General features: G+C 66.8%; 28 protein-coding genes, 6 tRNA genes and 1 riboswitch. Of the genes, 15 read left to right on the top strand and 19 right to left on the bottom strand.

The genetic code is table 11. The annotated features are described in order from the left end of the window. Positions 1-50 precede the first annotated feature (50 nt). Positions 51-1502, bottom strand: a complete 1452-nt coding sequence (locus tag AC5RUP_RS10375; RefSeq protein WP_494158517.1) for an HRDC domain-containing protein — start codon at positions 1500-1502, stop codon at positions 51-53. Between the two features lie 118 nt (positions 1503-1620). Between AC5RUP_RS10375 and AC5RUP_RS10370 the strand changes: the two genes are divergently transcribed. After that, the gene (locus AC5RUP_RS10370; protein WP_494158516.1) at positions 1621-1923 is read left to right on the top strand and encodes a hypothetical protein; all 303 of its coding nucleotides are present in this window, start codon (positions 1621-1623) and stop codon (positions 1921-1923) included. Between the two features lie 47 nt (positions 1924-1970). Here the strand turns inward: AC5RUP_RS10370 and AC5RUP_RS10365 are convergent, their stop codons facing one another. Together AC5RUP_RS10365 and AC5RUP_RS10360 are read right to left on the bottom strand one after the other, a co-directional pair. After that, entirely contained in the window at positions 1971-2336 is a 366-nt protein-coding gene (locus AC5RUP_RS10365; RefSeq protein WP_494154176.1) for a hypothetical protein, read from the bottom strand. A 259-nt stretch (positions 2337-2595) separates the two neighbouring features. Beyond that, complete coding sequence (locus tag AC5RUP_RS10360) at positions 2596-3129, bottom strand: hypothetical protein (RefSeq protein WP_494154177.1); 534 nt, start codon at positions 3127-3129, stop codon at positions 2596-2598. A 542-nt stretch (positions 3130-3671) separates the two neighbouring features. On the opposite strand from AC5RUP_RS10360, the gene AC5RUP_RS10355 reads away from it, so the two are divergent. The 5 genes from AC5RUP_RS10355 (at position 3672) to AC5RUP_RS10335 (ending at position 7728) form a co-directional block, all read left to right on the top strand. After that, positions 3672-4907 (top strand): sensor histidine kinase, encoded by a 1236-nt coding sequence (locus AC5RUP_RS10355; protein ID WP_494158548.1) that lies wholly within the window; start codon positions 3672-3674, stop codon positions 4905-4907. Positions 4908-4926: 19 nt separating this feature from the next. Continuing rightward, the gene (locus tag AC5RUP_RS10350; protein WP_494154184.1) at positions 4927-5583 is read left to right on the top strand and encodes a response regulator; all 657 of its coding nucleotides are present in this window, start codon (positions 4927-4929) and stop codon (positions 5581-5583) included. A 276-nt stretch (positions 5584-5859) separates the two neighbouring features. After that, complete coding sequence (locus AC5RUP_RS10345; RefSeq protein ID WP_494154179.1) at positions 5860-6324, top strand: AAA family ATPase; 465 nt, start codon at positions 5860-5862, stop codon at positions 6322-6324. 371 nt (positions 6325-6695) lie between these two features. After that, positions 6696-7094 (top strand): class I SAM-dependent methyltransferase, encoded by a 399-nt coding sequence (locus AC5RUP_RS10340; protein WP_494154180.1) that lies wholly within the window; start codon positions 6696-6698, stop codon positions 7092-7094. 151 nt (positions 7095-7245) lie between these two features. Further along, entirely contained in the window at positions 7246-7728 is a 483-nt protein-coding gene (locus AC5RUP_RS10335; RefSeq protein WP_494154181.1) for a hypothetical protein, read from the top strand. Here AC5RUP_RS10335 and AC5RUP_RS10330 read toward each other — a convergent pair. The 6 genes from AC5RUP_RS10330 to AC5RUP_RS10305 form a co-directional block, all read right to left on the bottom strand. Beyond that, positions 7665-8255, bottom strand: a complete 591-nt coding sequence (locus AC5RUP_RS10330; RefSeq protein ID WP_494093273.1) for a DUF3000 domain-containing protein — start codon at positions 8253-8255, stop codon at positions 7665-7667. The two genes, AC5RUP_RS10335 and AC5RUP_RS10330, sit on opposite strands and share 64 nt — an antisense overlap. 114 nt (positions 8256-8369) lie before the next feature. Next, positions 8370-9437 carry a threonine aldolase family protein gene (locus AC5RUP_RS10325; RefSeq protein ID WP_494154182.1) on the bottom strand — a complete coding sequence of 356 codons (1068 nt, stop codon included), beginning with the start codon at positions 9435-9437 and terminating at the stop codon, positions 8370-8372. A gap of 49 nt (positions 9438-9486) precedes the next feature. Continuing rightward, positions 9487-10290: an SDR family NAD(P)-dependent oxidoreductase gene (locus tag AC5RUP_RS10320; protein ID WP_494158515.1), complete on the bottom strand. Its 804-nt coding sequence runs from the start codon at positions 10288-10290 to the stop codon at positions 9487-9489. A 1-nt stretch (position 10291) separates the two neighbouring features. Beyond that, positions 10292-11668 (bottom strand): DUF6421 family protein, encoded by a 1377-nt coding sequence (locus AC5RUP_RS10315; protein ID WP_494153883.1) that lies wholly within the window; start codon positions 11666-11668, stop codon positions 10292-10294. Positions 11669-11898: 230 nt separating this feature from the next. Further along, on the bottom strand, positions 11899-12321 hold the full coding sequence (msrB, locus tag AC5RUP_RS10310; protein ID WP_494013865.1) for a peptide-methionine (R)-S-oxide reductase MsrB: 423 nt from the start codon (positions 12319-12321) through the stop codon (positions 11899-11901). 14 nt (positions 12322-12335) lie between these two features. Then, complete coding sequence (locus AC5RUP_RS10305; RefSeq protein WP_494153882.1) at positions 12336-12839, bottom strand: hypothetical protein; 504 nt, start codon at positions 12837-12839, stop codon at positions 12336-12338. A 100-nt stretch (positions 12840-12939) separates the two neighbouring features. Here AC5RUP_RS10305 and AC5RUP_RS10300 point away from each other — a divergent pair, with 100 nt between their 5' ends. Next, entirely contained in the window at positions 12940-14178 is a 1239-nt protein-coding gene (locus tag AC5RUP_RS10300) for an alpha/beta hydrolase family protein (RefSeq protein ID WP_494131391.1), read from the top strand. A 56-nt stretch (positions 14179-14234) separates the two neighbouring features. On the opposite strand, the gene ybaK is transcribed toward AC5RUP_RS10300, so the two are convergent. The 3 genes from ybaK to AC5RUP_RS10285 all read right to left on the bottom strand — a co-directional run bounded on the left by ybaK (position 14235) and on the right by AC5RUP_RS10285 (position 16173). After that, positions 14235-14726, bottom strand: a complete 492-nt coding sequence (ybaK, locus tag AC5RUP_RS10295) for a Cys-tRNA(Pro) deacylase (RefSeq protein WP_494153881.1) — start codon at positions 14724-14726, stop codon at positions 14235-14237. Positions 14727-14728: 2 nt separating this feature from the next. Further along, a complete protein-coding gene (locus AC5RUP_RS10290; protein ID WP_493977856.1) occupies positions 14729-15196 on the bottom strand; it encodes a SufE family protein in 468 nt (155 codons plus the stop codon). A gap of 71 nt (positions 15197-15267) precedes the next feature. Then, positions 15268-16173, bottom strand: a complete 906-nt coding sequence (locus AC5RUP_RS10285; protein WP_494153880.1) for a sulfurtransferase — start codon at positions 16171-16173, stop codon at positions 15268-15270. A 325-nt stretch (positions 16174-16498) separates the two neighbouring features. On the opposite strand from AC5RUP_RS10285, the gene zapE reads away from it, so the two are divergent. Next, on the top strand, positions 16499-17536 hold the full coding sequence (gene zapE / locus AC5RUP_RS10280; protein WP_494153879.1) for a cell division protein ZapE: 1038 nt from the start codon (positions 16499-16501) through the stop codon (positions 17534-17536). Between the two features lie 259 nt (positions 17537-17795). Here the strand turns inward: zapE and AC5RUP_RS10275 are convergent, their stop codons facing one another. Beyond that, positions 17796-18374 carry a hypothetical protein gene (locus AC5RUP_RS10275; RefSeq protein WP_494153878.1) on the bottom strand — a complete coding sequence of 193 codons (579 nt, stop codon included), beginning with the start codon at positions 18372-18374 and terminating at the stop codon, positions 17796-17798. Between the two features lie 285 nt (positions 18375-18659). Between AC5RUP_RS10275 and AC5RUP_RS10270 the strand changes: the two genes are divergently transcribed. Next, on the top strand, positions 18660-19268 hold the full coding sequence (locus AC5RUP_RS10270; protein WP_494131395.1) for a hypothetical protein: 609 nt from the start codon (positions 18660-18662) through the stop codon (positions 19266-19268). 396 nt (positions 19269-19664) lie between these two features. On the opposite strand, the gene AC5RUP_RS10265 is transcribed toward AC5RUP_RS10270, so the two are convergent. The 6 genes from AC5RUP_RS10265 to AC5RUP_RS10240 all read right to left on the bottom strand — a co-directional run bounded on the left by AC5RUP_RS10265 (position 19665) and on the right by AC5RUP_RS10240 (position 20582). Further along, a complete protein-coding gene (locus AC5RUP_RS10265) occupies positions 19665-19913 on the bottom strand; it encodes an antitoxin (RefSeq protein WP_494153877.1) in 249 nt (82 codons plus the stop codon). 121 nt (positions 19914-20034) lie between these two features. Beyond that, positions 20035-20109: transfer RNA gene (locus AC5RUP_RS10260), tRNA-Val, on the bottom strand. A gap of 44 nt (positions 20110-20153) precedes the next feature. Next, positions 20154-20227 (bottom strand) — tRNA-Gly (locus AC5RUP_RS10255). A 38-nt stretch (positions 20228-20265) separates the two neighbouring features. Beyond that, positions 20266-20337 (bottom strand) — tRNA-Val (locus AC5RUP_RS10250). Positions 20338-20376: 39 nt separating this feature from the next. Then, a tRNA-Cys gene (locus AC5RUP_RS10245) sits at positions 20377-20447 on the bottom strand. A 61-nt stretch (positions 20448-20508) separates the two neighbouring features. Continuing rightward, positions 20509-20582, bottom strand: a tRNA-Gly gene (locus tag AC5RUP_RS10240). Between the two features lie 342 nt (positions 20583-20924). Between AC5RUP_RS10240 and AC5RUP_RS10235 the strand changes: the two genes are divergently transcribed. The 6 genes from AC5RUP_RS10235 (at position 20925) to rpe (ending at position 25879) form a co-directional block, all read left to right on the top strand. Continuing rightward, positions 20925-20999: transfer RNA gene (locus AC5RUP_RS10235), tRNA-Val, on the top strand. A 133-nt stretch (positions 21000-21132) separates the two neighbouring features. After that, positions 21133-22005 (top strand): cytochrome, encoded by an 873-nt coding sequence (locus AC5RUP_RS10230; RefSeq protein ID WP_494067700.1) that lies wholly within the window; start codon positions 21133-21135, stop codon positions 22003-22005. 58 nt (positions 22006-22063) lie between these two features. Next, the gene (def, locus tag AC5RUP_RS10225; RefSeq protein ID WP_494158514.1) at positions 22064-22660 is read left to right on the top strand and encodes a peptide deformylase; all 597 of its coding nucleotides are present in this window, start codon (positions 22064-22066) and stop codon (positions 22658-22660) included. A 17-nt stretch (positions 22661-22677) separates the two neighbouring features. Then, positions 22678-23607: a methionyl-tRNA formyltransferase gene (fmt, locus tag AC5RUP_RS10220; RefSeq protein WP_494158547.1), complete on the top strand. Its 930-nt coding sequence runs from the start codon at positions 22678-22680 to the stop codon at positions 23605-23607. Continuing rightward, on the top strand, positions 23604-25157 hold the full coding sequence (locus AC5RUP_RS10215) for an RsmB/NOP family class I SAM-dependent RNA methyltransferase (protein WP_494158513.1): 1554 nt from the start codon (positions 23604-23606) through the stop codon (positions 25155-25157). Before fmt ends, AC5RUP_RS10215 begins: the two co-directional genes overlap by 4 nt. Before the next feature lie 53 nt (positions 25158-25210). Next, positions 25211-25879, top strand: a complete 669-nt coding sequence (gene rpe / locus AC5RUP_RS10210; RefSeq protein WP_494067703.1) for a ribulose-phosphate 3-epimerase — start codon at positions 25211-25213, stop codon at positions 25877-25879. 82 nt (positions 25880-25961) lie between these two features. Beyond that, positions 25962-26108, top strand: a riboswitch (FMN riboswitch). Positions 26109-26202 lie beyond the last annotated feature (94 nt).

Genomic DNA, 26202 nt, shown 5'->3' with positions numbered 1-26202 from the left:
ACCCGCGTACCGGCCACGACCAGGTCCGCTCGCGGCTCAGCCGAGGGGGGTCAGGCGGGGGAATGCCGTTCCCGCCGGCGCCGCCGGATGGAGCCGGACACCGCCCCCGCCGCGTCGGCGGGCCCTGCAACAGTTACCGTGGAAGTCCGCCGGCGCGCGGGGGTGCCCGCCGCGCCGCCGCCGGCGGCGGCCTCGGGCTCAGGGTTCTCCTTGAGTGCCAGCGGCTCCGGGTTGGCGTACGCTTCGGCGAGCAGCCCGGCCGTCAGTTTCCGCTGCCAGGGGCGGGCGCCGAGTTCGGCCAGGGCGGCGTCCACCGACTGCTCCGTGACGGGCTCCGGCGGACGCCATGCGGTGCGGCGCAGGTAGTCGGGGGTGAGCAGGTTCTCCACCGGCATGTCCAACTGCTCGGCGAGCGACGCCAGCCTGGGGCGGGCGGTCTGCAGCCGGGCCGCGGCGGCCGGGTCCTTGTCGGCCCAGGAGCGCGGCGGCGGGGGAGCGTTGGTGGGCAGGTGCAGGGGAGGCAGGTCCGTCTCGCCCCGGGCCGAGGCCACGCACCGCAGCCAGCGCGGTGCTTCACGCTGCGCGGCCCGGCCGTGGAACCCGTGCGTCTCCAGCAACTGCGGGACGGTGGCGGGCATGGCCTTGGCCGCGGCGACGATGGCCGAGTCCGGGATCAGCCGGCCCGGGGCAACATCGCGCTTGGCGGCCAGCGCTTCGCGTTCGTTCCAGAGTTCGCGCACGGCGGCCAGCTGCCGACGGTCGCGGATCTGGTGCAGCCCGGAGGTGCGGCGCCAGGGGTCGACGCGCGGCGGCGACGGCGGGGCGGCGCGCACCGCCTCGAATTCCTCCAGCGCGTACTCAAGCTTGCCCGCGTCGCGCAGCTTGTCGATCAGGGCATCGCGGAGCTCGATGAGCACCTCGACGTCCAGCGCGGCATAGCGCAGCCACGGCTCGGGCAGGGGACGCGTGGACCAGTCCGCCGCGGAGTGCTCCTTGGCCAGCGTGAAGCCGAGCAGGGACTCGATCACGGCTGCCAGGCCCACCCGGGGCAGGCCGGCCAGCCGGGCCGCGAGTTCGGTATCGAACAGTTTGTCGGGCCACATGCCCAGCTCGGACAGGCAGGGCAGATCCTGGCTGGCGGCGTGCAGGATCCACTCGACGCCGCGCAGGGAGTCATTGAGCAGCTTCAGGTCCTCAAACGGCTCGGGGTCGATCAGCCAGGTGCCGGCACCCTCGCGCCGCAACTGGACCAGGAAGGCGCGCTGCCCGTAGCGGAAGCCCGAGGCCCGCTCGGCGTCGATGGCGACCGGACCGGTGCCGGCCGCCAGCGCAGCGGCGGCCCGCTGCAGGCCCGACTCGCTGGCGATGACCAGCGGAACGCCGTCGCGCGGCGCGTCGAGGTGGATCAGCGGTGGGGTCTGCTCCCGGTCTTCTGCGGCGTCGTTGGAGGTGCTCTGGTCAGGGCTGTTGTGCCCGGACGTGTCCGAAGTCAAGGAGCTCATGATCCGTTCAGTTTAGGCCAGTAGTATGCGCCCGGCCGAATAGCAGGACGCGCCATGCCGTAATCGGAGGCGATGAAGCGCCGCACGCCGACTTCCTGGCAGCCCACAGCCATTTCTGATGCATCCGCAGCAGCTCCCGGGTCATTACAAACTTGCAATTGACTTGGCTAGCGGATGGGTTCCTGCGGATGAGCCCTCATCTGGGTTGCGCCAGGACGACGGCGGGCCGGATGTGTTCGCACACTTCTCGGCCAGCGCCTCCAGCGGCGTCGCCGCAGGGATTTTGGTACTTGTTGCTTCCTTGCCGGCTCTATGGACTTTCGGTCAGTTGTTCCTTGACGAGTGGTGTGAATATCAGCCTGAAGGCAGAGGCCACGGCAACATCACCTCATTGGACGAGATCCCTTTTGCTTGTCGATAGTGCGCTGCATTCATGCCAGTGGGAGCTAGTCCCGCCCCCGCTTCACGTTATTGAGTGCTGGCCGGGTTCTGTTGCGCTGCACGGCACAACTGCTCTTCACGTTCTTCCGGGGAAAGCTCGTTCCATTTCGCTGTCTGGGCTTGGATCTGGGCTTCGGAGAAACCCAGAACCTTCATTTCTTCGGGGGAAATGATGATACTGCTCTCCGCGCCGATCATATTCATCCGGTCCAGTTCTGCGCCTGCACCGTCCGCGTAGTCAGCTGAGCATTCGACGAAGGGCTGGTAGGCATCCGGCGTGTCAATTGCAGGGCTCTGGCTGGGAAGGGTGCTGATGCCAAGGATGAGGCCGGCAGTCAGAAAGAAGCCTATAGTCAACAGGATGGACGGTTTCTTAGCGATTTTTTCCCCCATGCATCAACCCCGATTTGTGGGACCGGGGACGAATCGATTTTCGCCCAGCCTACCCAGTGCGGACGGTGTTGCCGGACATTTGGCCTAGAAGCGGTGTGCCCCGGTAGTGCGATTTCCCAGCCATCAGCCTTGCATCAAAGTAATGGCGGAAAAGTGCTGGCCAGAGAAGCTTCCAAAGCGTGCGCAAGAAAAGCACACTAAGCCTACCGGTCCCGCTGGCGCGGGCCGGAGGGTGGACCACCCCGGGCCTGTCGTTGCCTCACCTGGAACCGAAAATGATTTCGGTTACCAGTAGCAGGGTGGCCGCAAAGAAGGGAACCGCGCCGAGTGTAAACCCAATCCGCGGCCATCGTCCGTGTTCAGGTGCGGCTGTCATCCGTTGGGCCATTGCAGTGCAGGCGACGATAAGTGTCACCGGTGCGTACATGTGAGGCACATTGAAAACTCCTATGCCTAGGAGCGTCACGAGCCAAATGTCGGCCAGCATGATCAGCACCAAGATTCCGAGTGACCAGGCAGGGACGACGGGACGTTTGTTGGGGAAGTAGATCGTGACCAGTATCCCGAGCAATCCGAAACCTGCCATTGCAATTGCGCCCCATAGAACAGCGTCACCCACCTCGGCCCCAATTACTCGGGAGGGGGTCTGGACAGCGTCCGAGGACAGGTAGACGAAATGATGCAGGATGAGCACATACGCGGGAGGCAGGGCCAAGCCGATTAGCGTTCTCGCCCAGATGGATGACCACCAGGGAGAGTTGCCCCTTGAAATATCTGCTGCGGTTGATTGCATGGTTTGGAAACCTACTTCTTCACCTGAGACTGAGCCCACTTTATGCGAGGACGCCAGATGGCTCCGTCCATCTGTTCCTCGAAACACTACGGCCACCAAACTTCTGTACATAAAGGGTGCCCTTATGCTGGCTCTACGCTCCGGGAAGGCTAAACGAGTTGACGGGTACATACCGGCGAGTCGCCGCTACCCGCGGCATATGCGTCGTTATCGGCGTTTGCATGCTTTCTGGGCAGACCAAGGATCATCATCGGGCTGTGCGGGTCGATCGGGAGGGGTCTGACCAGACCAGAAGTGCGGTCCGGACCAAATCTGGCTCATAGAATGATTCATTTGGCTAATAGGTTGATTTGCAGCATTTCGGCGGGATTGGTGTGATTGCCGTGGATATGGTGACTGGCATGGAACCGGTTTTGAACTTCGTGCGGAATTGGGGCGCCCCTCTGGCGGCCGTCCTTTTCTTTACACTGTGGTGTATTGCGGAGGCAGGAAGGATGGGAGGGTCCTGGCAGTCATGGCCAGGGAACTGGCCGCTGGTGCTGATGACACTGGCGGTTGCCACTGCCGCTTGGAAGCCCTTGGTCTCTCTTGGGTTCACGGTTGCACTTCTTACCGGACAGATAAGTCATATTTTGCCGCCGATGGAGGCTAATCACTGGGCTATTTACCTTGGCTCGTTTGTCGCTCTGGGCTTTATCGTGTGGATTGCCCCGGCCCGGCAGCGGTACATCGCTGTGGGCGTGAACGTGGCCGCCGCTGCCGTCATGGCGTTCCTGATGCTTTCGTGGCGATACGGCGACGGTGTCGGCTGGTTCCCCCCGGCGCAGGCCGGCGACCGGTGGATGCTGCAGGACTATGGCTGGCAGTTGTTCGCGCTCCTTCTGTTGATAGCCGGGGCGTGCGCCGCCGGCGGCGGACTGGCGGCGCTGTATCAGGAACGGGGAGGTTTGTTCCGTGCCCGCGAACTGGCGCAAAACAGTCTGCAGGAGACCGAGATCGACCTGATCGTGGAGCAGGAACGGACACGCATCGCCAGGGATTTGCACGACGTCCTCGCTCATTCGCTGGCAGTCGTCGCCGCGCAGGCTGATGGAACCCGCTACCTGAGCAAGGACCAGCCCCAATCCGTCCTCAGCGCCCTGGACACGATCGCCCGATCCGCCCGCAGCGCCCTGGCGGATGCGCAACGGGTGATCGAGGGAGTCCACGATAACGGTATGGTGGCGCCCCAGCCGCTGCTGAGTGACATCCCGGAACTCATCGAGGGCATGCAGCGCGGCAGTTTGAAGATTCACCCGACCGAGTCCGGGACACCGGTGGAACTGTCTGCCGGGCAGGAAATGGCCGTCTTCCGAATCGTTCAGGAGTGCCTGACCAACGCCCTCAAACATGGCGGGCGCGGCACCGATGTGCAGCTCCACTTTGACTGGAGCGGGCCGGGCCTGACTCTGCACGTGGCCTCGTCCGGCGCCGCAACCGGCCAAGAAGACGCCGCGGATCCGGCCACGTCCCGGGTGGGGAGGGGACTTCCCGGTATGCGCGAACGCGCCCATCTGGCCGGTGGCTGGCTGACGGCCGGGCCGGACGGCGAACACTTCCGGGTGACGGCCTTTATCCCCTACGGAACCATGGAAGTGAGGACGGGGGACGATACAGTCGGCGCCGAAGCCAGGGACACCTTCGGTGACGTTTCGAGTGCGGAAGTCCAGCCGGCTCTCGCCGCAGCGGGCCTTCCCGGGCAGGCAGGGGACGCACAGGAAGCGGACCACCGTGGTTGAGGAGGGGACGCGTATCACCGTGGCCCTAGTGGACGACCAGCCCTTGTTCCGGGCGGGTATCCGCATGCTGATAGAGAGCCAGGAGGATCTGGAATTCTTGGGAGAGGCCGGTGACGGGGAGGCATCGGTGGCCCTTGCATGCGAACGGCGTCCGGACGTGATGCTGATGGACCTGCGTATGCCGGTAATGGATGGCGTCGAAGCCACCCGGCGGATCGTGCAGCACGCCGCGGCGGCCGGCATCGATAAGCCGAAGATCATTGCGTTGACCACGTTCAACAGGGATCAGGCAGTGGTTCAGGCTGTGCAGGCCGGGGCGAGCGGGTATCTCCTCAAGAGCGCGGAGCCGGAATTTCTACTGGCGGCGATCCGGACCGTTCATTCCGGCTACTCCGTCATCGCCCCGGGATCCATTCACTCTCTCTTCGAGCATGCAGCCCGCACCGTTCCCGCTATCGGCCCGGACTTGTCCGTACTTAATGTGTTGTCGGTGCGGGAGCGGGACGTCTTCCTGCTCGCGGCAAAAGGCCTGAGCAACGGTGAAATGGCGGAGAGTCTGTTCGTCTCTGAAGCCACCATCAAAACCCACCTGCGCAGCGTGCTGGACAAGCTCGAACTGCGCACCCGCCTCCAGTTGGTCGCCTTCGCCCACGAACGCCGTCTACTGGGCACCTGAACAGGCGACAGTTGCTCGATAACTGTTGCGGGCGCTGATTTGGCGTGTGCATCTACTCGACAACGGTTTGTGCAAGTTGGTACCCCTAACGCGACCGGCTTACGGACACTCCTTATCCGACGTGCCCCAACAGGGGTTCCTACGTTGCCTCACCCTTGTCCCGCGCCAATCGCTCCACTGCCGCGAAGGACCTGCCCGCAAAAGCGCCCCCGCTGGTGGATCTTTTGCCGGTTTTCGGTTACCGGGCACTCTGGCGCACCGTTTACGCTGGCTGTCATGTCTCGAGTTCTGATCACCGGCATGTCAGGGGTGGGAAAGACAACGCTGCTGCACGAGTTGTCCCGGCGGGGCTACCGAACGATCGACACCGACTACGACGCCTGGGTGCTTCCTGACGGAACATGGGATGAGCCGCGCATGACGGCACTTCTGGCATCTCACTCGTCTCTGGTTGTCTCGGGGACTGTCGAGAATCAAGGTCGCTTCTATGACCGTTTCGCCGCTGTTGTTCTCCTGAGCGCACCCGTAGAAGTCCTCATCGAGCGAGTCTCGGTTCGTAAGAACAATCCCTACGGCAGCTCAGAGGCAGACCAGTCCGTGATCCGCCAATACGTTCTCGACGTCGAACCGTTGCTTCGGAACGGGGCGACCCACGAACTGGATGGTCGTCGACCGGTTACGGAACTGGCGGATGAGGTTGAACGTCTCATTGCACGGGTGATAAGGCCTGACGCCCGCTAAACGAACGGGCCAGCAGGCACCAGGGAGTCACTTGGCGGGACTCGAAGAGTAAGGGGCCCGGCACGGCGTCGTTGACGCTAGCCGCCAGCTGTCGAAGTGCCTGGTCAAAGAGCGGCATAGACTCGCCGGCCCAGTATCGTTCAGTGCTGTTCCCTGATCGCTAGGCTCGTCAGCATGGGGAGTGAATCTATCCGAGCCGCATATAGGGCACGTGCCGCCGAGTACACGCGCATTCTCGGTTCCGTTGAGGACATGCACGAGCTGGATCGGGAACGCATTGGACGTTGGGCGACAAGTATTGACGGCTGCGTGATTGATGCCGGGTGTGGACCCGGCCATTGGACCGACTTCCTCTACCATTCGGTGCCAATGTGCAAGGGATCGACCTTGTTCCCGAATTTATTGAAAGCGCCCGCGTACGCTTTCCCGATGTGTCTTTCCGTGTTGCCTCCTTACGTAATCTAGACGTACCAGATGGATCACTGGATGGTGTGCTGGCCTGGTACTCCCTCATCCACATGCCACCAGACGAGTTGTCCTTCGTGCTCAAGGAGATTGCTCGTGCCCTTGCCCAAGGCGGGCTACTCGTCGGATTCTTCGAGAGTTTTTCGGGCAGACCTTTCCCACACGCTGTTATAACGGCGTACTACTGCTCCATCGAGCAGATGGGGCACTTGCTCAGCGAAGCAGGTTTCGATGTACTCGACGTCGAGACGCGCCGAGACCCCGGGAAGCGAGCCCATGCCACCATAACCGCTTCCGTCCGGTAAAAGGGATGAGGAGGCCACCGTCAGCTACCTCCTCATCCTGTACCCCGACGAGGCCGGCGCCGACGGGCAGCTGTACTCCTACGCCGCGCACATTGCCGCGCTGACCCGGGAACTCGCCACGGCCGGGATGCCGTTCCGCAACGTGCGGCTCGTGACCGGCACCGGCTGGTCAGAGTTCGGCACCGATGAGCAGCGGCCGCCGGAGCAGATCAAGGACAGCAACGTTAACGCAACACTGACCTACTTCGGCAGCGCCACCGACACTGATACCTACAACCCGGCACTTCTGGGTAACCGGGCGCTGCCGGTGCACGCCCCCGAGGGAACCGACGCGGACATCGCGGCTGCGTGCCGGGTCTGGGCTGCCGCACTGGACAGCCAGGCCATGCCGGACGGGGGCACGGCCCGGAACCTCGCCGCCGCGTTTCAGCACAAAATCATTCGCGACGTCCTGATGAAGGAGACCATCACCACCCACAACGGGAGCTACGAAGACCTCATGTTCGGCAGGTTAACCGGCAGCCGCGAGACGCGCCGGCACGGGGAGCCCTGCAGGCAGGCGTCGGCAGGTCAGTTGCGGCGGCGGTGGGGCAGGGCGGCAACCCCTTCCGGCAGCGGCGGCAGCCCGGCGTAGGTGCAAACCATGTCGCTCCACGCCTCCAGGTGGGAGCGGATGTCGGCGGAGGCAGGCGTCCAGGAGGCGCGAAGCTCAATGTCGATCGAGTCCTGCCGCCCGCTCAGCGTGCCGTAGCTTTCGGACAGGATGCGGGTAGCGGTGCCCCCGGCGTTGCGGTACGGGGCGCCGTGGTTCTCCAGGGCTTCCACCAGCCAGTCCCACGCCACGGAGCCGAGCATGGTGTCGTTGCCCATGTCGGCGTCGAGCTCGGCGCGGATGTAGGTGACGATCCGGAAGGTTCCGTCCCAGACCGCCGAACCTTCGGGATCGTGCAGCAGGATGAAGCGGCCGGTGGCCAGCTCCGGGCCGTCGGCGGTCTGCAGGGCCGTGACCACCGGGCCGTGGAGCGGCCGGGGGCCCGGTTCGGCGATGACTTCGGCGCCGAGGGCCACCGCGAAGGGTGCCAGCCGGGAGGGCGCGGGAATTTCCTCCAGCCGCAGTTCATTCCGGCACTGCGCCTGGCGCAAGGCCGACAGCGCACGCATGAACTCAGGCGGCACTGCTGAGAGATCAATCGCACTCACACAGCCAGATTATGCCCTGGTGCCGTAAGACGTCAGGCAGGCGCGCCGTGAAGCGGCGGGCATCCCGGCGCAGGACTAGGAGAGTTCGCTGCGGATGGCCGCCCCGAAGGCGTCGATGTCGTCTTCGGTGGTGTCGAAGGAGCACATCCAGCGGACCTCCCCGCGCGACGAATCCCAGTCGTAGAAGCGGAATTTTTGCCGCAGCCGGTCCGCCACCCCGGGCGGCAGCGCGGCGAAGACGGCGTTGGACTGGGTCGGCTGGGTCAGGGACAGCCCCTCGACGCCCTCGACGGCGGCGCGCAGCCGGGCGGCCATCGCATTGGCGTGCGAAGCGGAGCGCAGCCACAGGTCGCCGTCGTACAGGGCGATGAGCTGGGCGGAGATGAACCGCATCTTCGAGGCCAGCTGCATGTTCATCTTGCGCAGGTACTGCAGCCCGTGGGCCGCATCCGGGTTCAGCACCACCACGCATTCGCCGTAGAGCAGGCCGTTCTTGGTGCCGCCGAGCGAGAGAATGTCCACCCCGGCGTCGGTGGTAAAGCTGCGCAGGTCGGTGGCCAGCGAGGCGGCCGCGTTGGACAGCCGGGCCCCGTCCATGTGCAGCTTCATGCCGCGCTCGTGCACGTGGTCGGCGATGGCGCGGATTTCCTCAATGCTGTACAGCGTGCCCAGCTCGGTGCTTTGCGTGATGGACACGGCCAGCGGCTGCGCGCGGTGTTCGTCGCCCCAGCCCCACGCCTCGCGGTCGATCAGCTCCGGGGTGAGCTTGCCGTCGTCGGCCGGCACCGCCAGGAGTTTGATCCCGCCCACGCGCTCGGGGGCACCGTTTTCGTCCACGTTAATGTGCGCGGAGGAGGTGCAGATGACGGCGCCCCACCGCGGCAACACCGACTGCAGCGACAGCACGTTGGCGCCGGTCCCGTTGAACACCGGGAAAGCCTGGGCGGCATCGCCGAAGTGTCCGGCGATCACCTGCTGCAGCCGCGCCGTGTAGGCATCCTCGCCGTAGGCGACCTGGTGCCCGGTGTTGGCGTGGGCCAGCGCGGTCAGGACCTCCGGATGGACGCCGGAGTAATTGTCCGAGGCGAAGCCGCGCAGGTCGGTGTCGTGCAGGGAGCCGGAAAGCAGGGGGGAGTCAGTCACGTGTTTCAGTATTCCTTAATCAGTGGGTGCCGTCACAGCCGGGCCCGGGTCAGGCCAGCCGGATGCGTTCCCCGTTGAGGGAGGCGGCGTCGAGCGTGAACAGGGAGGCGGCGGCGCGGCCCAGGTCTGCCACGTCGGTAAAGCCGGCAAATGCCTTCTCCGGCTCTGCCCGGCGCATGGCGTCGTCCAGCAGGGCCTTGACGGCCAGGACGACGGCGGCGGAGCGCTGGGGGACGGGATCCTCCTTGCGCCCGGACTGGGCCCGGCGGAAGGCGTCGGCCACCGAGAACATCCAGCTCTCCGCGGCGGCTTTGGCGGCGGCGTAGTTGGCGCCCGACGCGGTGGGGGAATCCGTCGCCGTGCTCGAGACGATCGCCGCCCGGCCGGACGGGGAGGCCTCCAGCTGGGAATAGAACGCGCGGGTGGTGTTCCGCAGCGTGCCGATCAGCTGCCGGTGCAGGAAATCCCAGTCCTCGTCCGACTGCCCGGCCAGGCCCCGGCCGCCGCGCCATCCGCCCACCAGGTGGATCAGGCCGTCGGCCCCGCCGTGCCCGGCGGCAACGTTGCCGGCCAGCTCTTCCACGGCCCGGCGGTCGGCGAGGTCGCACTGGTAGGAGGCCACGGCGTCGTTCTTCGCGTAGGCGGCGTCGAGCCGGTCCTTGCTGCTGCCGACCGCCAGCACCGTGGCGCCCGCACCGGTCAGGGCAGCGGTGACGGCCTGGCCGGAGGCGCCGGATGCCCCGGCGACGACCACCGTGAGGCCGGCCAGCCGGCCGGGGCCGGGCGCGGCGGCCAGCAACCGGCCGGCATCCGGTGGCCCGTCGCCGGTGCCCTGATGTTCGGCGGCCGCCATGTCAGGCCGACTCTCCGGTGATCCCCGAGGTGGATTCGATCACCGGCTTCATCTTCCGCGAGAGGGCCTCGTAGAACATTGACAGCGGGAACTCGTCGTCCATAACCTGGTCGGTGACCTCGCGCGGCAGCCCCGTCAGCGGCAGGGCCTCGGGGCCCTTGGCCCAGACCGAGGCCGGGTGCGGGGTCAGCGTCTTGGTCAGCATCTCGTAGGCGGCCAGCCAGTGGGCCACCTTGGGCCGGTCGATGGAGCGCCAGTACAGCTCCTCGATCTCCCCGCCCAGGGCGACGACGGCGTCCGCGACGTTGTCCCAGTCGATGGAGAGCTTGCCGTCCGTCCAGTGCAGCACCCGGTGCTGGTGCAGCCAGGCAAACAGCAGCTGGCCGCCCAGGCCGTCGTAGTTGCGCACCCGGTTGCCGGTGATGGCAAAGCGGAAGATCCGGTCGAAGATCACCGCGTACTGCACCAGCCGGGCGTGCCTGCGGACCTCATCGGACGCGGTGGCGTCCTGCACCAGGCGCACCGACTCGCGGAAGGCGGTCAGGTCACAGCGCAGTTCCTCCAGGGAGTACAGGAAGTAAGGCATCCGCTGCTTGATCATGAACGGGTCGAAGGGCAGGTCGCCGCGCATGTGCGTGCGGTCGTGGATCAGGTCCCACATGACAAAGGTTTCCTGCGTCAACTGCTGGTCATCGAGCAGGGCCGCAGCTTCTTCCGGCAGTTCCAGCGAGGTGATTTCGGCCGCGGCGCGGACCACTTTGCGGAACCGGGCCGCCTCGCGGTCGGCGAAGATAGCGCCCCAGGTGAAGGCGGGGGTTTCCCGCACGGCCACGGTCTCCGGGAAGAGCACGGCCGAGTTGGTGTCGTAGCCGGCCGTGAAGTCCAGGAAGCGGATGGGCACGAACAGCTTGTTGGAGTAGGAGCCCGATTCCAGTTCACCGATGAAGTCCGGCCAGATGACTTCGATCAGCACGGCTTCGACCAACCGGTCGCTGCTGCCGTTCTGCGTGTACATCGGGAAGACCACCAGGTGCCGCAGGCCGTTGATCCGGTGCTGCTGCGGCTGGAACGCCAGCAGCGAGTCCAGGAAGTCCGGGACGCCGAATCCGCCGTCGCGCCAGCGGCCGAAATCCACAACCAGTTTCTCCAAGTAGTCGTCGTCGTGTTCGAACAGCGGGGCCAGCTGGCCGATGGCGTCGATGATCACTTCGGTGTGCCGCGCGGCAGCGGGCTTGTTGCCGTCGTCCGGTACCGAGCCGTCGTGGACCTGGAGTCCGCGCAGCTCGGTGGCCGCCTCCTTCAGGCGCAGCCATGCCGGGTGCTGTGCCGGGTTGCCGTGCACGGCGGTACTGGGATTGCGGGTGGGGGTGATGGTCATCGTCGCCTCGCCTTTCCATCGGGCCGGCTCTCCCGGCGCCTGACGTTGGAATATGTAGCGAGCGTAGCAACGCAACAGCCCTACTTATGTTAAAAGCGGCCTCGCGTAAGGAACTGTAATGCTCGGCGCCGCGGCGGGCGGGAATGATTAAGCCCGGCTCGTGCTGGCCGGGCTGAATCAGATGAAACTTATAAGCGCCTCAGGCGCGGGGGGAGGCGCGGTACGAAAAGCTACTGCGTGTCCTTCAGCGTCAGGGACACCGAGTTGATGCAGTAGCGCTGGTCCGTGGGCGTCCCGTAGCCCTCGCCCTCGAACACGTGCCCGAGGTGCGAGTCGCAGCTGGCGCAGCGGACTTCGATCCTCTCCATCCCCATCGTCGAATCCCGCAGGTAGCGCACGGTGCCCTCGGCCAGCGGCGCCCAGAAGGACGGCCAGCCGCAGTGGGAGTCGAACTTCTCCTTGCTGGTAAACAATTCGGCTCCGCAGGCGCGGCAGCTGTAGACCCCCTCGGTATGGGTGTCCCAGTATTCGCCGGTGTAGGGGCGCTCCGTGCCGGCCTCGCGGAGCACGTGGTATTCCTCCGGGCTCAGCTCCTGCCGCCATTCATCGTCGGTCTTGGTCACCGGGAACTGTCCGGCCTCTGTGTTGCTCATAGTCTCTCCAACGTTCACGAGTCGCCAATGTATCCCGAGCCCGAGTACAGGTGCAGGACCGGAATGCCCAGCTTGTCCTGCGCCCGGTTGGCCCAGTCGGTATGGAAGGTATCGGAAATGGAATGCGGCCGGGTGATGACAACTGCCCGGTCTGCAGGATGTTCCGCGACGTACTTGACCAGGGCGGACACGCCGTCGTCCTCCACGATGTCCACTGTGGCGTTGAAGCCCGCTTCCGCCAGCAGCCTGGCGGAGATGTGCCGGGCTTCGTCGGCCTCGTGCCGGGCCTCCTCCGGAGTGGGCTGGCCGTGCGCCAGCTCGCGGAACGCGGTGCCGACCTCCAGCATGCTCAGCCGCTCGACGAAATCGAGCAGCAGATTCCGCTTGGTGTCCTCGGGAATCAGGACCCGGAAGGTGGTCTGCCCGGCGGCGGTCTGCTCGCCGGCCAGCCAGCCGAAATTCTGCAGGTCGGCGTCGTTGAGCGGTTCCTCGGTCAGCACGACGATGGTTTCGGTCATGCGCCCAGCCTAATCAGCAGCACAAGCGGGGGACAACAACGCGGCGCGCCGACGGCCGCGCCGGTTAGCGGTCGGCACCGGCACCGGCAAGAATGGACCCATGGCTGTGTTCGAACGCTCAGACCGGTCCGGCCGGAACACCTCCGCCGGCGACGGCCAGCTGCCCCGCGCACGCTGGCTGCTGCTCGGTGCCTTGGCGGGAGCGGGAGCCGGATCGATCCTGGCCGGAGCGACCTCGGGACTGGCCTCCTATTTCGCTCGGCAGGTGCTCACCCCGGTCCGCGAGCACGTCCAGGACCTGGAAATCCTGGCCGTCGTCGGAACCGGCGTGGAGCAGGAAATCATCCTGCCGGCCACCCTGGACACCACGGCGCCGGGCGTCTACAGCGTCTATTTCGACGGCGGACGCTCCGTGGCGCGGGTGGGTGAGGTGACGTCCTACTCGCCGCGGGAAGGCACGGTCCAGCGCAGGGTCGAGCAGGTGTATGCCGGCGACCTCGCCGCCGCCACGCGCGGCTGGTGGGGCGGTGCGGCCTACCCGGACCCGGCCGCCGTCGGGCTGGCGAATGAGGAAGTGCAGATCGCGGTGGAAGGCGGCATTGCGCCGGCCTGGCTGGTCCGCGCCGAGGCGGAGGCGAAAACCTGGGCCATAATGGTGCACGGCCGCGGGGCATCCCGGGCGGAGGGGATCCGGGCCGTCCGGTCGGTCCGCGGGCTGGGCATGGCGTCGCTGCTGATCTCCTACCGGAACGACGGCGAAGCCCCCTCCGCCCCCGACCGCCGCTACGGGCTAGGCATGACCGAATGGCGCGACGTCGAGGCGGCGATCGGGTTCGCCCTGGCGAACGGGGCGGAGGATGTGGTGCTGTTCGGCTGGTCGATGGGCGGGGCGATCAGCCTGCAGGCCGCCGACCAGTCCCGCTACCGGAGCCGGATCCGCGCGTTGGTGCTGGACGCCCCGGTGATCGACTGGACCGACGTGCTGGCCCACCAGGCGAAGCTGAACCGGATTCCGGATGCCGTGGGGCAGTTCTCGCAGTGGCTGATCTCGAACAAGGCCGGCCGGCTGCTGACCGGCCTCGCCGCCCCGCTGGATTTGAAGATGATGAACTGGGTGGCCCGGGCCGACGAGCTGCATGTGCCGACGCTGATCGTGCACAGCGAGGACGACGACTTCGTGCCGCACGGCCCGTCGGCGGCGCTGGCCGAGAAGAACCCGCTGGTCACGTTCGAGCCCTTCAGCGGGGCCGGCCACACCCGCGAATGGAACGTGGACCCGGAACGCTGGGAACGCGTCGTCACGTCCTGGTTGAGCCGGGTGCTCCGTCCTGTCGGCTAAGCCTCAAAGGGTCTTTTGCGGGGCGAAGGACGCGCCCCGTCCGGTCGGCTAGAGCCCTAACCGGCCTTCAGCGGGGCGAAGGTCGCGCCCGTCAGCGCGGCCAGGTCCGCCGGGGCGATCTCGATATCCAGCCCGCGGCGGCCGCCCGAGACCAAGATGGCGCCGAAGTCCCGGGCGGTGGAATCCAGCACCGTGGGACTGGCGTGTTTCTGGCCCAGCGGCGATATCCCGCCCAGCACATACCCGGTGCGCCGTTGGGCTACCTGCGGGTCTGCCATGGCCGCGCGCTTTCCGCCCAGCGCCGCGGCGAGTTTCTTCAGATCCAGGCTGGAACTGACGGGCACGACGGCGACCGCCAGCGATTCGTCCACGACGGCCATCAGGGTCTTGAACACGCGGGCGGGATCCATCCCCAACGCCTCCGCGGCCTCGAGGCCGAAGCTGGGCGCCGCGGGGTCGTGGGCATAGGTGTGCACCACGTGCGGAACCCCCGCCCGCTGCAGCAGCGTGGTGGCGGGGGTCCCGGCGGACGGCTTGTGCCTGGCCACGGTCAGGCCGAGGCGGCGCGCAGTTGCCGTGCCTCGGTGATCAGGCGCTTGATGCGGTACAGCATGGCGGACATGCCCCGGATCCGCAGCGGGGTGATGGCGCGGGTCAGGCCCAGGTGCTCGGCGATATCGTCGGGAACGGCCAGGATCTGCTGCGCCGGCAGCCCGTTGAGCCCCTCGTGCAGCACGGACGCGAAGCCGCGCGTGGTGGGGGCTTCCGGCGGAGCCGAAAAGTAGATCTGCACGTCCTGGTCCGGGTCATCGCCCAGCTCCAGCGTCAGGAAGAGCGGCGACTGGCATTCGACCACCTGCTCCAGCAGTTCCGGGTGCCCGGCGAAGCGTTCGGGCAGCTCGGGCAGCTCCCGGGAGAACTCCAGCAGCAGCTGCAGCCGCTCGGCCTCGGTGACCGCCTGGAAGTCGTCGATAATTTCTGCCAGCGGTTCGGGAATCGTCTGCTCAGTCGCCGTCATCAGGGTACTTGCGCTCTCTCTTGCGGTTTCGTGCTCGGCATCGTTAACGTCGTGTGCCGGCCGGCTATTCCTCAGCGGGCCGAGGCGGGGACCTGGCCGGGCTCGGCGCCCCTGACGATCGGCACGCGCACGGCATTGCCCCATTCGGTCCACGAGCCGTCGTAGTTGCGGACCGTGTCGAAGCCCAGCAGGTACTTGAGCACGAACCAGGTGTGGCTGGACCGTTCGCCGATGCGGCAGTACGCCACCACGTCGTCGCCCGGCTTCAGCCCGGCCTCGTCCAGGTAAATGGCCTCGAGCTCTTCGCGCGACCGGAACGTCCCGTCGTCGGCCGCCGCCCGCGCCCACGGCACGGACGCCGCCGTCGGAATGTGGCCCCCGCGCAGGGCGCCTTCCTCGGGGTAGGCGGGCATGGTGGTGCGCACGCCGGTGTATTCCTCCGGAGAGCGGACGTCCACCAGCGGCTTGCCGAAGTGGTCCAGCACGTCGGTGAGGAAGGCCCGGATGGGTGCGTCGTCGCGCTCGACGACGGGGTAGTCAACCGCCTGGGGCCGCGGCACCTCGGTGGTCAGTTCCCTGCCCTCCGCGATCCACTTGTCACGGCCGCCGTCCAACAACCGCACGTCTTCATGGCCAAACAGGGTGAATACCCAGAGCGCGTAGGCCGCCCACCAGTTGCTCTTGTCCCCGTAGAGCACCACGGTGGTGTCGCGGCTGATGCCCTTGGCGCCGAGCAGCGCGGCGAAGCCCTCGCCGTCCACATAGTCGCGGGTGTCGGGATCATTCAGGTCGGTGTGCCAGTCGATCTTCACCGCGCCCGGAATGTGGCCGGTCTCGTACAGCAGGATGTCTTCGTCGGACTCCACGACCACCAGCCCGTCCGCGCCCAGGTTCTCAGCCAGCCACTGCGTGGAGACCAGGCGCTCGGGGTTGGCGTAGGCGGCAAACTTCTCGTTGTGCTCGGCGGCAATGGGCATTGGCAAACCTTTCCTTGACGTGCAGCGTTCCATAGCGTGCAGACGGCCGTGCATAACGGCCGGGGGACTTCTGTTTAGCCTAACCACCGGAGCAGGCAAAAGCTTCCGGGGCCTCACCCGGCGTCACATCGCGGCCCGGGGGAGCGCCGGGTCCCCCTGCCGGAGCACCGGCGGCCCGGCCGGAGCACCGGGACCCGCCGGCCCGGCTGTGGCTTGGCTTACACCGACTGCCGCCGGCGGGCGGGGTAGCGTATCGTTTTGCTGGCGGCATTCCGGCCGCTGTGCATTCTCCGAGCCCATGTCAGGAAGGCAGCGGTTAGCCTACGTGCCCCAGATTGAACAGCTTTCACGCCGGACGCCGAAGGTGTCCGTGGACGAACTGCTGGCGGGCCTGCACCCGTCGCCGCGCTTCGGCGAAGTGTCCTTCGCCAGCTACCGCCCGGACCCGGCCCAGCCGTCCCAGAGCGAGGCCGTGAGGGCGCTGCAGCGTTTTGCCGCCGTGGTCGACCGGCCCAAGCCCAAGGGCTTCAGGAAGCTGTTCGGCGGCGGCAAGCCGGAGGGTCACTCCGGCATCTATCTGGACGGCGGGTTCGGCGTCGGCAAGACCCACCTGCTGGCGTCGCTGTGGCACGCCGTCGACGGCCCGAAGGCGTTCGGCACCTTTGTGGAGTACACCAACCTGGTCGGCGCGTTGTCGTTCCGCAAAACCGTGGAAGCGCTCAGCAGCTACCGCCTGGTGTGCATCGACGAGTTTGAACTGGATGATCCCGGCGACACCGTGCTGATGTCGCGGCTGATGCGCGAGCTCGCCGACGCCGGGGTCAAGCTTGCGGCAACCTCAAACACCCTGCCGGGCTCGCTGGGGGAGGGACGCTTTGCCGCCGTCGATTTCCAACGCGAAATCCAGGTGCTGTCCGACCAGTTTGAGGTCATCCGGGTGGACGGCGAGGACTACCGGCACCGCGGGCTGCCGGCAGCTCCCCAGCCGCTCAGCGACCACGAACTCAAGCGGCGGCTGCATAATTTCGATGGCAAGGTGGTGGCGGCCGACGAATTCTCGGATCTCGTCAACCACCTGGCCGGGGTGCACCCCAGCCGGTACAAGCAGTTTCTCGACGGCGTGGACGCGGTGGCCTGGCACAACGTGCACACGATCACCGAGCAGGCCGTGGCCCTGCGGTTCGTGGTGCTGGCCGACCGGCTCTATGACAAGGACGTGCCGATCATCGCCAGCGGCGTGCCGTTCGATGAGCTCTTCACCCCGGAAATGATGTCCGGCGGCTACATGAAAAAGTACTTCCGCGCGGTGTCCCGCCTGACCGCGCTGGCCCGTGAGGGCCAGGCCGGCGAACCCGCGGTGTAGCTCCCGCAGCCGGGCGCGCACATGCCGCCACTGTGAAGGAGTAATGCCCTGCGCCTGATGACGATACGACCGGGCAACCGACGCGACCGACGCGGTGTTCAACACCATCATCTGCCCGATACGTTCCCCCACCCCGTTCAGGTGAGCAGTGAGGCCAAGGTGATTGGTCAGGTGATCGGGCCGGGAATGCTCGGAAGCATCAGGAGGGTCGCTCCGGTGGCACTACGCGACCCCGCCGAATGGCCAAGACTGAGCGCCCCTACTCCGTGATGCCAAGCATGGTGCAGATGTTCGGCATGCTGTTGGCCGTGCACAGCCGGTACGTTCCAGGGCGAATGCTGTCCGGAATGATGAGGGTGTCTGGGCCAGGTCCCTCGACGCCAATATCCGGCCAGGTTTGGCCCTTGGGGTCGTTCGCAGGCCACCATGTTGGGGAACTAGAGCCGCCGTCATCATCGGTTGAGGCCATGAGGTAGTAGCGGACATGCCAGCTGTTGCCGTCCTGTTCTTCCAGAACCCAGGGGATTCCCCGGGAAGTTCCCTCGGGGAATCGGACCTTGATGGTCTGCCCCGGTTTGGCAGGCGAAGGCGAGACTTCGAGCAGTTCGGGATGCATCTGCGCGTCGGGATCGTTCACCCCTGCCGTGCCGGCTGGTTCTTGGACGGCGGTTCCTCCGGATGTTGAACTTCCACAGCCGGACAACGCCAGCAGTACGACAACCCCAGTCGTCAGTTTGGCTATCGCATGCATGACCGCCCCTTGTTGTGATGTACAACGGTCTGCGTCACGGTAGCGGCGGAAGAGCATGGAGAGGAAGGGTGGGACGTTGCGAAGCATAACTTCATGTTGATGCGGCCAGATGACTAGGGCCTGGGCCGAGGCAGTGGATTTCTTGCGGACAGAGGATGTGGAGCCGCCGGCGGTTGCCAACCAAGACTAGGGCCGGCTTCTCAACAGCCGGCGCAGGAACGGGACGGGCTGACGCCCGTCCTTCTCCGTGTCTGGAGCTTGGTGAGAAGTAGGTGCAGGAGGCTCTGTGCGGTTCTGTGCCGGTCCTATCGTGGGACACTAACCTGACCCGAGCTGGAGCGGACGAGGAATCAAAATCTCGAAAGGGAATTTATGAGATCCAATCAGCCCCTGCCAGATAACCCCTGGCCGCAGGACATGGTCATCTCTGTGAAAGACGCGCCGAACCACTTATCGCTCCTGCTCTTCATCCGTAGCGCTTGGAACATTGCCCCGGATGTCAACATTCCGGAGTTGAACCCGGCACCGAAGCCCGGTGCCTCGCGACCGCCTGCCACTGCAGACAGGACTGAGTGGGGCGCCCGTTGGCAGCAGGCTTGGGAACGAGCTTGGGCCTGGTACGACACGGGGGACCAGCATCCAACGCCGGAAATCCGCGCCGATCAGGAGATGCACGTGGCCTTCCCTCCGGGCTGGACAACCGAATACGGCTGGGATGGCGTGGACATCGACGCCTTCAACCACTGGCAAATCCAGCTGCAGCCCAACCACATGCTCCCTCTTGAACTACACCCCGAACGCCGCTGTCTGCCGGCTCTGATTGCCGCTTGGAAAACAGGCTTGGACACCGTCCTGGTCATGCCTTATCAGGGGGACTACGCCAAGCGCATCAGCCCAAGGCATCTCGTCGTCTCGGCGCAGACCCATAACGATCCCGAGAGCTACACTCGCGCCTTGGCCTCCAGGCTCCCACCCGGTTAGCTATCGATTGCCGAGCAGGCGGCGCAGGAATGGGACGAGCTGACGCCCGTCCTTCTCTGTCCGAACTCATGGCTATTGCGCTACGTCGTCGGCGATATCCTGGCGCAGGTTTTCGAAGCGGAGTTGATCAACCCGAAGCCTGAGCATGGCGTTGAACAGGAACAAGGTACGCACTGCGATGCCCCTTACCGGGTTAGAGCCGTTCCGATGTCGAGCCTTGCGGCAGGGTGTTTTACTGGGTCGGGCAATCCCCAGACTCGAAGGAGTGCCAGCGCCTACAGTGGACCCTGACGGATCCGCCAGATCGCAAGGCGCGCGCGGCGAATAAGCGGCCTCACGACAAAGGGCGCCGGCCCGCCTCCCGGCGGTCCGGCACCCTCCTTGGCGTGCCCGGGACTAGGCGGACGAGGTGTCCCCGTCGGACGGTGCCTGGCCATCCCTCTCGCCGAACGTGTCGACGAAATTGGATGCCTTGGCCTGCAGGCCGCCTACCTGCTTGGAATACTTACCGCCGGTCTTGGCGTCGATGTAGTCACCGGCGCTGCCGACGGCACCCTTGATCTTGCCAGAGTGTTCTCCCACGAGACCGGCTGCCTTGTCCTTGAGTCCTCCGGCCTTGCCCTTGAGCTCGTCAAATACAGACACGGTCACCTCCTTTCCGACGGGGGGCCTTTCGCCCCTGCACGTCCATCGTAGGCACCGTGCCGCGCGCTCAACGGCTTAAACGGCTTAAACGAGAAAGGCTCCCGCCGGGGGAGCCGTGAAATGGTGGGCGATACTGGGATCGAACCAGTGACCTCTTCCGTGTCAGGGAAGCGCGCTACCGCTGCGCCAATCGCCCCGGTGTGCCCGAGGCGGGCCGCTGGAGAAAACGCTGAAAAAGAGAGCGGACGACGGGATTCGAACCCGCGACATCCACCTTGGCAAGGTGGTGCTCTAGCCAGCTGAGCTACGTCCGCGCGAAACGGTTTCCGGATCACTCCGGACTGCGTTCCAGTGGGCGATACTGGGATCGAACCAGTGACCTCTTCCGTGTCAGGGAAGCGCGCTACCGCTGCGCCAATCGCCCGTGATCTCTCACGAGATGTTTGCTGTGTCGCCGCAAACGAGGTGGGGACGGGATTCGAACCCGCGTATACGGCTTTGCAGGCCGCTGCCTCGCCTCTCGGCCACCCCACCGTGCCTATTCGCAGTTGCGCTAGGACCGGCCAGCGACGCTGGCACGTTACAGTGACTTGCGAGCGGACGACGGGATTCGAACCCGCGACATCCACCTTGGCAAGGTGGTGCTCTAGCCAGCTGAGCTACGTCCGCAAAAGTTTTCCATCACTTTTTCCGCGATCCTTCATCGAACGGCTCGCGGCGTCGCTGTGATTTCCAACGAGTAAAAACTCTATAGGACGATTCCCGCTTCGTCCAATCGACGCTGTGGCGGGTGAAACGACGAGGCCGACCGGGCACGGAGGCGATGGGCTCGGCGGCGGACCGGCCGAACCGTTCCGCGGCCCACCCGCGGCCCCGTTCCTCGCGCGCCCCAAAAACCGCACCTGCAACAATCGCCCAGACGCCGTCGCCGGGCGATTTTTGTTTCAGCGCCTCCGTGGGCTAGCATTTCTAGACGTTGCAGGACGCGCCGGGCGCATCGGCAGTAAACCCGGGCGATTGGCGCAGTGGTAGCGCGCTTCGTTCACACCGAAGAGGTCACTGGTTCGAACCCAGTATCGCCCACCACGGAAAACATCCCCGGCCAGGCAGCATCGCCTGGCCGGGGATGTTTTCGTTAACGGCGCGGAGCCGGCCGCCGTCGCGCCGGCGCTGTGCATTGCGGACCGGAACGGTCAGTGGAACCTGAGAAGATTTCCTTATGACTGCACCACTTCTTGCGCATGCCACCGCCAACGGCCGCATGTACGCGCGCTCCACCTCGGAGCCGCCGTCGGTTCCCTCCATCACCACCGTGATCGCGCAGGAGCCGACCACGCTGGACGGTTGGTTCGCCCACATGGCAGCCACCTCCCTGGCCTCCGATGCCAGGCTGGCCGAGGCCGCCGGAGACCCGGGACGGCTTAGGTCGCTGGCGAAGGAAGCGACCCTGGCCGCCGACCGCTACCGGGATGCCGCCGCGCTGCGCGGGGACCGCGTCCACGGGTACTGCGAACAGGTGGCACTCAGGGCGCTGGACAGGGAGCACGACGTTGCGGGTGCCCGGGAGGCGCTCAAGGCCAACGGCGAAGAGGCATTCGCCGCCAGGTTCGACGAATGGTGGCAGCTCTACGGGGTGGAGCCCATCGCCCCGGAGATCACCGTCTGGAACCAGGAAGTGGGATACGCCGGCACGCTGGATCTCGTGGCCCGGATCGCGGGACGCACCTGCCTGATTGACTTCAAGACCAAGGGCACGGACCGCAACGGCCAGGTCAAGGCGCTCAATGACAAGGTGGTCATGCAGTTGGTGGCCGGCATGAAGGCGCAGGAGTCGCTGGTCGACGCCGCGACGGGGAGCTGGGAGCCGTGGGCGCACGGTGACGATCCGCTGCTGCTGGGCGTGGCGATCGGTGAGACGGAAGTCCGGCCGATGCGCGCCAACCCCGAGGTGCTTCGATGGCACTGGTACCGCTTCTGCTCGCTGCGCCGGGCGTGGGAGACGCATCTGCAGGTAGCCGAGGCGGGCCGGGCGCTGCTGCCGATCGCGCCGCCCCCTGCCGCCGCCCTGCAGGCGGTCCAGCAGGCCCACTAAACTGGACCGGAACCCATCGGCAGCGTACTGAAGCGGCAACAGTGAGGACAAGAACTACATGGCGATCCTGAGTATCCGAATTATCGGCGACCCCGTGCTGCGGACCAAGGCGGAAACGGTTACCGCATTCGGGCCGGAGCTGGCCAAGCTGGTGGCGGACATGGACGAAACCATGGAGGACGTCGACGGCGCCGGGCTGGCCGCCCCGCAGGTTGGCGTGAGCCTGCGCGTCTTCACCTTCCGCGTGGACGGCCGGCGCGGCCACGTGGTCAACCCGGTGCTCGAGCTCAGCGACGACTTCCAGGACGACGTCGCCGAAGGATGCCTGTCCATCCCCGCGCTCGGCTACCCGGTGCGCCGGCGCCGCTGGACGCGGGTGACCGGCCAGGACATGCACGGCAACCCGGTGGAGTACGACGGCGAAGGGATGCTGGCCCGGTGTTTCCAGCATGAGGCCGACCACCTGGACGGAATCCTCTACATCGACCATCTCACCGGGGAGAACCGGAAGAACGCGCTGCGCTCCATCCGCAACGCCGGATACAACGGTGTGGCCGGCGAGACTCAGGCTCAGCGCGCGGCGCACGTCGGCTCCGGCTTCAGCCGCGGGCCGGCCGCGGCGGGCACCGGTTCCTTCGGGCAGCCGCTGGCATGACGGACGGCGGCAGGCGCTTGCGGGTCCTCTTCGCCGGCACTCCCGGCGTGGCCGTGCCCTCCCTCGACCGGCTCGTCGAGGATGACTTCGAGATTGTGGCCGTGCTCACTCGGGAGGACGCGCCGGTAGGGCGTAAACGGGTCCTGACCGCCTCGCCGGTGGCGGCCCGCGCCGCGGAACTCGGCGTGCCGGTGATCCGGGCCAACCGGATCGACGAGGCCGCGGCCGATGCCATCCGGGCAGCCGCCCCGGATGTGGTGGCCATCGTGGCCTACGGCGGGCTCGTCCCGGAAGCCGCGCTCGGCATCCCCGAACACGGCTGGATCAACCTGCACTTCTCACTCCTGCCCGCGTGGCGCGGCGCCGCGCCGGTGCAGCACGCCATCATCAACGGCGACGACGTCGTCGGCGCCTCCACCTTCCAACTGGAGAAGGGGCTGGACACGGGCCCGGTCTACGGCACCCTGACCGAGGCGTTGCGCCCCGCGGACACCAGCGGCGAGGTGCTGGAGCGGCTCTCCCACAGCGGCGCCGTGCTGCTGTCGCAAACCCTGGCGGCCGTCGGCGCGGGCACAGCGGTGGCGGTGGCGCAGTCCGGTGATGTCAGCCTCGCGCCCAAGCTGTCCCTGGCGGACGGTCACATTGATTGGCGGCAGCCGGCGCTGGCCATCCGCCGCCGCATCAACGGCGTCACTCCCGAGCCCGGTGCCTGGACCATGCTCGACGGCCAGCGCTTCAAGCTGGGCCCGGTACGCCTGCGGCCCGAGCACCGCGGGCTGCCGCCCGGGGCCGTGAGGCTGTCCGGCGGCTCGTCGGCCTCGGCTCTTGTGGGCACGGGCTCCCATGCCGTGGAGCTGGACAGGGTCCAGCCGGCGGGCAAGAAAATGATGGATGCAGCAGATTGGGCCCGCGGGCTTGGACAGCGTGAGGACGTGCACTTCGAATGAGCGGCCGGAATGAAGGCAGCCGGAACAGCGGACGCCAAGGCGGCGGCGGCGGCCAGGGGGCCGGCCGCCGTGATGCTGCCGGGCGGGAGCGCAACCGCGGCGGCACCAGGCAGTACTCCCGATCGGCTCCGTCGCAGCGGACGCGGGCGGCCGACCCGGCCCGGCTGGCGGCCTTCGAGGTGCTCCGCACGGTGGAACGGGACGATGCGTATGCGAACCTGGTGCTGCCGGCGAGCATCCGCAAACACCGGCTGGACAAGCGCGACGCCGGCTTCGCCACGGAGCTAACCTACGGCGCCCTCCGCGGTTTGGGCACCTACGATGCCATCCTGGCCCGCTGCGTGGACCGGCCGCTGGACCAACTGGATCCCGCGATCCTCGATGCGCTGCGTCTCGGCGCCCACCAGCTGCTGGCCATGCGGGTGCCGGCCCACGCCGCCCTGGACCAGACCGTCGGCCTGGCCCGCGCCGTGATCGGCGCGGGCCCCGGCTCGCTGATCAACGCCGTCCTGCGCAAGGTCACCGCCCGGGACCTGCGCGGCTGGACCGCCGAGCTGACCGCCGGGGAGACCGACCCGGTCAAGGCGGCGGCTCTGGAACACAGCCATCCCGAGTGGGTGGTGCGGGCCCTGCGGCAGTCCCTGGCGGGGCACGGACGCCGCGTGGACGAACTGGAAGACCTGCTGGCGGCCGACAACGCCGCGCCGGTCGTGAACCTGGTGGCCCTGCCGGGGTTGGGTTCGCTGGACGAGGCGATCGACGCCGGCGCGGAGCCCGGGGAACTGGTCGCGGGCTCCGCCCTGTATGCCGGCGGCGACCTCGGCCGGCTGGCCAGCGTGCGGGCCGGAACCACCCGCGTCCAGGACGCCGGCTCCCAACTCGTGGCGCTGGCCTTGGCCGCCGCCGCGCCGGTGACGCCGGGCGAGCGCTGGCTGGATCTGTGCGCCGGCCCCGGCGGCAAGGCCGCACTGCTGGGCGCGCTGGCCGCCGAACGGGGCGCCACGCTGCTGGCCAATGAGGTGGCCGAACACCGTGCCGAGCTGGTCCGAAAGGCCCTGGCGCCGGTACCGGCCGGGGTGTGGGAACTCCGCACCGGCGACGGCCGCGACGTGGGCGACCTCTATGCCGGAGAGTTCGACCGGATCATGGTGGACGCGCCCTGCACCGGGTTGGGGGCCCTGCGCCGCCGCCCGGAGTCGCGGTGGCGCCGGAAGCCCTCCGACGTGGCACAGTTGGGGCCGCTGCAGCGCGAACTGCTCGGCGCGGCCGTCGCCGCCGCAAAGCCGGGCGGCCTGATCGCCTACGTGACGTGCTCCCCGCACCCGGCGGAGACGACGGCGGTGGTCGCCGACCTGCTGCGCCGGAACCCCGGGCTGGAACTGCTGGATACCTCCTCCGTCCTCGACGGCGTCAGCCTCCCGGGGCACTTGGAAGCAGGACAACCCGGCGGCGACGCCGTGGGCCGGGCCGGCGGAACGACGGCGCAGCTGTGGCCGCACCGGCACGGCACCGATGCCATGTTCATGGCGCTGCTCCGCCGCACCAACTAGGCCAACACCGGTTCCGACATCCCTCGACACACAGACAGGCAGGCAAGCATCCGATGGCACAGTGCTGCATCAATCCCAGCATCCTCTCGGCCGATTTCGTCAACCTCGAAGCCGAACTGCGGCGCATCAGTACCGCCGATGCCGTGCACGTGGACGTGATGGACAATCATTTCGTGCCGAACCTGACCATCGGGCTGCCGGTGGTGCAGCGGATCCGGGAAGTCAGCAGCCTGCCCCTGGACGCGCACCTGATGATCGCCGATCCGGACCGCTGGGCGCCGGCGTATGCCGAGGCGGGGATCGAATCCGTGACCTTCCATGTGGAAGCGGCGTCGGCCCCGGTCCGGCTGGCCAGGGAGCTGAGGTCCCGCGGGGCCAAGGCGGGCATGGCGCTGAAGCCGGCCACCGCCGTCGAGCCCTATTTGGATTTGCTCCCGGAGATGGACCTCCTGCTGATCATGACGGTCGAGCCGGGTTTCGGCGGGCAGTCGTTCCTGGACGTGACCCTGCCCAAGATCCGCAAGGCCGCCCGCGCCGTGGCGGGTTCGGGGCTCCCGGTGGCGATCCAGGTGGACGGGGGCGTCACCGAAGAGACCATCGTGCGGGCCGCCGAGGCCGGCGCCACCGTCTTCGTCGCCGGGTCCGCCGTGTACGGCAAGGCCGATCCGGAGCAGGCCATCGCCTCCCTGCGGGCCGCGGCCGGCCGGCAACCCCATTTCTGAGGCTCCTGTGACTGGTGTTACACGTTGTGACGGGAATGGAACGTGCCACGAGGCAGTTGTGAGAGCATAGTTACGCAAACACAAACGTGCTCCGGGGTCGGTGTAAGTCCGAACCGGCGGTTATAGTCCGCGACCCGCTGCCGAGAGTTCCGCCCGGAACTTCAGGCAGCGGTTGAACCGGTGGAATTCCGGTACCGACAGTTAAAGTCTGGATGGGAGAAGCACGTACAGGTGGCAGCCATGGGGCCACCGGGTACGGTCGATGACCGCAGCCCGAGACCCCCCAAGCTTCCGCTCTGTCGTTCCCCGGAGCCGCCGCGGCT

It is taken from the genome of Arthrobacter sp. Y3223151, from assembly GCF_059091125.1.
The sequence above is the reverse complement of the archived record's forward strand: the minus strand, read 5'-3'. Positions and strand labels throughout refer to the sequence as shown.

Bases quoted from the DNA above. Each gene is read 5' to 3' on its own strand.
- AC5RUP_RS10345 (WP_494154179.1), top strand. From the start codon at position 5,860: ATGTCTCGAGTTCTGATCACCGGCATGTCAGGGGTGGGAAAGACAACG.
- AC5RUP_RS10270 (WP_494131395.1), top strand. From the start codon at position 18,660: ATGAGATCCAATCAGCCCCTGCCAGATAACCCCTGGCCGCAGGACATG.
- AC5RUP_RS10315 (WP_494153883.1), bottom strand. From the start codon at position 11,668: ATGACCATCACCCCCACCCGCAATCCCAGTACCGCCGTGCACGGCAAC.
- AC5RUP_RS10215 (WP_494158513.1), top strand. From the start codon at position 23,604: ATGAGCGGCCGGAATGAAGGCAGCCGGAACAGCGGACGCCAAGGCGGC.
- AC5RUP_RS10370 (WP_494158516.1), top strand. From the start codon at position 1,621: ATGCATCCGCAGCAGCTCCCGGGTCATTACAAACTTGCAATTGACTTG.
- AC5RUP_RS10375 (WP_494158517.1), bottom strand. From the start codon at position 1,502: ATGAGCTCCTTGACTTCGGACACGTCCGGGCACAACAGCCCTGACCAG.
- AC5RUP_RS10290 (WP_493977856.1), bottom strand. From the start codon at position 15,196: ATGACGGCGACTGAGCAGACGATTCCCGAACCGCTGGCAGAAATTATC.
- AC5RUP_RS10285 (WP_494153880.1), bottom strand. From the start codon at position 16,173: ATGCCCATTGCCGCCGAGCACAACGAGAAGTTTGCCGCCTACGCCAAC.
- AC5RUP_RS10230 (WP_494067700.1), top strand. From the start codon at position 21,133: ATGACTGCACCACTTCTTGCGCATGCCACCGCCAACGGCCGCATGTAC.
- AC5RUP_RS10360 (WP_494154177.1), bottom strand. From the start codon at position 3,129: ATGCAATCAACCGCAGCAGATATTTCAAGGGGCAACTCTCCCTGGTGG.
- AC5RUP_RS10300 (WP_494131391.1), top strand. From the start codon at position 12,940: ATGGCTGTGTTCGAACGCTCAGACCGGTCCGGCCGGAACACCTCCGCC.
- AC5RUP_RS10330 (WP_494093273.1), bottom strand. From the start codon at position 8,255: ATGCGTGCGCTGTCGGCCTTGCGCCAGGCGCAGTGCCGGAATGAACTG.
- def (WP_494158514.1), top strand. From the start codon at position 22,064: ATGGCGATCCTGAGTATCCGAATTATCGGCGACCCCGTGCTGCGGACC.
- msrB (WP_494013865.1), bottom strand. From the start codon at position 12,321: ATGAGCAACACAGAGGCCGGACAGTTCCCGGTGACCAAGACCGACGAT.
- AC5RUP_RS10305 (WP_494153882.1), bottom strand. From the start codon at position 12,839: ATGACCGAAACCATCGTCGTGCTGACCGAGGAACCGCTCAACGACGCC.
- rpe (WP_494067703.1), top strand. From the start codon at position 25,211: ATGGCACAGTGCTGCATCAATCCCAGCATCCTCTCGGCCGATTTCGTC.
- AC5RUP_RS10320 (WP_494158515.1), bottom strand. From the start codon at position 10,290: ATGGCGGCCGCCGAACATCAGGGCACCGGCGACGGGCCACCGGATGCC.
- AC5RUP_RS10365 (WP_494154176.1), bottom strand. From the start codon at position 2,336: ATGGGGGAAAAAATCGCTAAGAAACCGTCCATCCTGTTGACTATAGGC.
- AC5RUP_RS10275 (WP_494153878.1), bottom strand. From the start codon at position 18,374: ATGCTTCGCAACGTCCCACCCTTCCTCTCCATGCTCTTCCGCCGCTAC.
- AC5RUP_RS10355 (WP_494158548.1), top strand. From the start codon at position 3,672: ATGACACTGGCGGTTGCCACTGCCGCTTGGAAGCCCTTGGTCTCTCTT.